The sequence below is a fragment of the Corynebacterium faecale genome, assembly GCF_030408735.1.
GTDB classification, from domain to species: Bacteria; Actinomycetota; Actinomycetes; order Mycobacteriales; family Mycobacteriaceae; genus Corynebacterium; species Corynebacterium faecale.
Genome location: NZ_CP047208.1, coordinates 1 through 4,190, shown reverse-complemented (window position 1 = coordinate 4,190; position 4,190 = coordinate 1). Strand labels below are relative to the sequence as shown.

4 protein-coding genes are annotated in these 4,190 nt (G+C 58.7%); 2 read left to right on the top strand and 2 right to left on the bottom strand.

Annotated features, from left to right (window positions below):
• Positions 1-570: 570 nt before the first annotated feature.
• On the bottom strand, positions 571-2,025 hold the full coding sequence (locus CFAEC_RS14255) for a replication initiation protein (protein WP_290280301.1): 1,455 nt from the start codon (positions 2,023-2,025) through the stop codon (positions 571-573).
• A gap of 253 nt (positions 2,026-2,278) precedes the next feature.
• On the opposite strand from CFAEC_RS14255, the gene CFAEC_RS14250 reads away from it, so the two are divergent.
• Positions 2,279-2,506: a hypothetical protein gene (locus CFAEC_RS14250; RefSeq protein WP_290280307.1), complete on the top strand. Its 228-nt coding sequence runs from the start codon at positions 2,279-2,281 to the stop codon at positions 2,504-2,506.
• A 429-nt stretch (positions 2,507-2,935) separates the two neighbouring features.
• Here the strand turns inward: CFAEC_RS14250 and CFAEC_RS14245 are convergent, their stop codons facing one another.
• Positions 2,936-3,211 carry a hypothetical protein gene (locus CFAEC_RS14245; RefSeq protein ID WP_290280305.1) on the bottom strand — a complete coding sequence of 92 codons (276 nt, stop codon included), beginning with the start codon at positions 3,209-3,211 and terminating at the stop codon, positions 2,936-2,938.
• Positions 3,212-3,911: 700 nt separating this feature from the next.
• Here CFAEC_RS14245 and CFAEC_RS14240 point away from each other — a divergent pair.
• Complete coding sequence (locus CFAEC_RS14240) at positions 3,912-4,190, top strand: ribbon-helix-helix protein, CopG family (RefSeq protein ID WP_290280303.1); 279 nt, start codon at positions 3,912-3,914, stop codon at positions 4,188-4,190.

The following is a 4,190-nucleotide window of genomic DNA, read 5'->3' as shown; positions in this document are numbered from 1 at the left end:
GGGAAAAGTTAAACAACGGTCTGTTTGTTAGACGCTCCAGCCATGATGTTTTTAGAAGCAGTAAGTGATCTTTTACTGGCTGGCGCGGGCGGATTCTTGGGTAGCCTCTGGGCTGACCCAGAGCGAACGATTGAATCGTGGCGAGCGTTCCTCCGCAGGGACGAGGACGAGTAGCCAGCCGTCAGTGGCGGAGAGTTCCACAGTTGCAGCTGTCCGCCCTGACCGCCAGGCACTTTAAGTCAGACTCCCGCTATGAGTTATTTATTTGAGGCAGTAGCTGGAGTAGCAGTTGCAACCCTGAGTGGGTTCCTGGGAGCGTTCGTTGCAGACCCAGAGCGAACGGTGAGTTCATGGAGAAAGTTCATACGCAAGGAAGAAGATGAGTAGAGCTTCAGGGACCGACCGCTACCCCTACGGGGTGGGAACCGTTATCTGCTGACGGCTCCGCCAATTAATTTTCAGGCACTCAGAGAGGACCAGGAAGAGAGTCCAGAGGGGAAGCTTCAGGGACCGACCGCTACCCCTACGGGGTGGGAACCGTTATCTGCTGACGGCTCCGCCAATTAATTTTCAGGCACTTGGTCGGCCACGTTTCCGGGAGATTCCTAGAGCTTTTCTCAGCTCATTGACGCGCCTTACTGACAGGCCTAGCTCCGTTGCGACTTCTTTGCTTGTGGGGTCATAACCGTGGCGCTTGCACTCGGAAACGTAAGCCAGGACCCGGCCTTTGTTCTCGTCTGTGCTGAATGTACGTAGCTCGTTTGCTCGGGCTAAACGCTCCCGAGTCTGGCGAGCGTAGTCGCTTTCTGGGTCCGCCCATCTGCGTGCATTCGAGGTGGCTGCGCCTCTGCGTCCCATGGTGGCCAGGGCTTTCCTGCCCCGGCTGCTCTGGGTCTGTGTGCTCCTGGCGCTCACCGTGGGCTGGCCTTTAGCGACGTAGGCGCGCACACGACGGGCCATCGTCTGACGATCACGCATGGCAGGCAGATCCGGCTCACGCCCATCAGCCCCCACCGCCTGGGCGACGTTGTAGGCACGCTCATACGCATCGATGATCTTGGTGTCTTTCAGGCGTTCACCTGCGGCTTTAAGCTGATACCCCACGGTCAACGCATGGCGAAACGCCGTCTCATCACGCGCTGCACGCCCCTCTGCGGCCCACAACACCCGCACCCCGTCAATGAGATCACCTGCTGCCTCCAGCGCCGTAGGCAGCGTGGCGTCCAAGGCGGCAAGCGCTTTGGCCTCTGCGGTGGCTTTCCTCGCGGCTTCGATCCGTGCCCGACCGCTGGAAAACTCCTGGTGAGCAGTGCTATCTGGCTTTTTTGATCCGGTCATCGTGCGGGCTACCTCCATCAGCTCAGCAAGCGTATCGACTCGATTGTGCTGGCAGTGCCAGGAGTACGCGGTCGGATCATCAGAGACATGCAGCGGCCACCGGCTCAACCGGTGGGAAAATGCCTGGTCAGCGCCGAACACACGGGTCATTTCCTCGGTGGTGGCCGCTAGCAGGCGGGTGTTCGGACTGGTGGTGCCCTCGGCGGCGAACACCGGGTCAATGCACCAGATGAGCTGGCACTTTCCCGACAACGGGTTCACCCCGATCCAGGCCGGCGCTTTCTCCACCAGTGCCCAGCGCTCCAAGGTGGCGTAGACCTGCGGGTGAAGGTGCTCGATGTTCCCGCCGGCCTGGTGGCTGGGGATGTCGATGTCTAAGACCAGCACCGCGGAGCGCTGCGGGTGGGTCAGGGCGACGTACTGGCACCGGGAAAGCGACCGGGTGCCGACTCGGTGCAGCTTGGGGCGGGTTTCTCCGGTCTCGGGGTCTTTGACCCAGGCCGCGGAGAAGTCCCGGGTGGGGCACCCGTGAAACATGCTGCGGTCCAGGTGGGCCAGGAACTCGGTGGCGTCTTGGTGGTTCCAACCCCGGGAGCGTAAAGCCAGCTCAGGGTGGGTGTCGAACAGATCCGTGGAGTAATTCCACGCATCTGCTGTGTATGTTCCTGGCGAATCCGCTAGAGTCATTTTTGAGTGCTTTCTCCCAGCTGATGACTGGGGGTTAGCCGACGCCCTGTGAGTTCCCGCTCACGGGGCGTTCAACATTTTTCAGGTATTGGTGCAGCTTATCGCGTTTATCATCCGCATGAGAAGAAAGGCCCCAAAGCTTTTTCAAGTCTGATCGCAATGGCCGTATTTTCGTGTCCATAAGTGACGACGCCAGAGTTGTGACGCTATTGGTGAACAGAACTTAAACCTACTCCGCAATAGAATTAAGTCCATGACTTCGAAAAAGCATTCCGCGACTATCACCATCCGGGATGGGGCTCTTTACATCGAATTCGATGAATCAAGTGGTAGACCCTCATTCTCTCATTCAATCCCCCTAGCTTGGGCGAACGGGGAACTGGCGGGGGCGGTAGATGTTTCTGAAGCAGGAGATCTGCTTGGAATAGAGCTAATTGGTCTAGAAGAGGAAATAAAAAACCCTTCTTCATTTGACTTTTAATGAAGTTTTTTATACCAATTAGCCCTCCAATCACAACGACTAAATCAGATAACTATAAAAAGCTACGTCTTACTGCTCTCCGAGTTTTACGTCGTGGCGTCGACGAAACGGTTACAGGGTTCTGGGACGCATGGATCAAATCAAATGCGGCCTCAACAATCGGGCGTAGTGAGGCAGGTACTTCCCCTCGCTCCTGGATGATCCGGGTGGTGGCCTCAAGCTCCTGGACTACCTCTGCCAGGGTCTCCTGCGGGGTTTTCAGATCCAGCTCAGCCTGGAGACGCGCGGCTTCGACCTCCTGGGCGTGGCGCTGGCGAGCACGTTCTCGGCTAGCTGCCGCCCGACAAGCATCCGAGCAATACTTCGCCCTGCGTCCGCGCGGGTCAGGCCGGGGCGGGATTTTCCCCCCGCATTGGGCACACGTATCCGTCATTCGTTCACGGCATCCTTCGCCTCGGCCTGGTCTGCCAGCCCCTCCAACGTCTGGGCAATGAAGGTCAACGTGTCTGCATCGAGCTGCCAATCACGCTCATGCACCGCGTCTAAATCGCTGTCACCAGACCGGCCGATCTGCTCTAAAAACTCCACGACTTGAGAGAGAACATGCGCACTCTCCCGTGCCCGGATAGCCACGTCCAGAGGGTCTGCTGCGCCAAGATCGTTCAGGATTGCGCCGGTTTCTGAGGTCAAAGGTCCGTGAGTCATGCCCCCATTATAACGAACGTTCGTTATAAATGTCGGACTTTCGACCACTTCCACTCCGCCGAAGCGCGTCACGCAGCGCATCTCGAATGCGCCCTAGAAGGATCTCCGGGACGCAAAAGTGGCTCAACCTGCGCCCTCGCGGGGCCACCTGTCGGGAAAGAAGTCAGCCGGTAGCAAATATGAATATGTGAATTTTGGGGAGCCGCTGAGGGGATTGTCGCGCCCCCGTTTTCGCCGTTTTCCGCACTATTTTTGCACGCTAAAACGCGCTGACCTGCGAAGCAGCACTTTAGTGCATGAGGTGTGTGGTTAGTTTTCCCCTCGGAGAGGGCGAGCGCGCGAAGCGCTTTAGGCGATGGATGATTTTCCTTCCTGAGCAAGTGAGCGCGCAGCGGTCACGCGCTAGCCCGTGGCAAGAAATGCGCTGTGCGCGTTTTTAAGCGATTAAAGCCCCGGGAGGCGACCAAGTCCCCACACGAACCGTCTCAAGCGCCCTACGGCGCTCCTGGGCGCTATGCGCGCCCCCTTCCCGACTGACGGGCGGGGAGCAAGTGACACCTGCGTCGCCGAGCGCGGTGTGGCCACGCGCCTCGCTTACGGCATGACCCGTCTCGAAAGTCGCCGGGAGAAAAATAAAAACCCCTCTCCCCGACACGGTGTAAACATTGTTTACACCTACCGAAGCGAGAGGAAACTTTTCATGGCCACCAACCAGAAGAACCCCGCCGGACGCGGCCCCGTGGTCTCCGTGCGCCTAGAGCCGGAGCTGATCGAGCGCCTGGACGCGCTCGCCGAGCGCACCAAGCGATCACGTGGAACCTATCTCCGCATGGCGCTGTGGGCGGCGCTGCCGGAGCTGGAACGGATCCACTGGGAGCAAGCTGCCGCCGATTTCGAGGAGCTAGCGATCAAGGATGCGTTCGAGGAGATCACCCAGCAGCTGATGGACGAAGCCAGCAAGCTCCGGAAGTCTGACTGA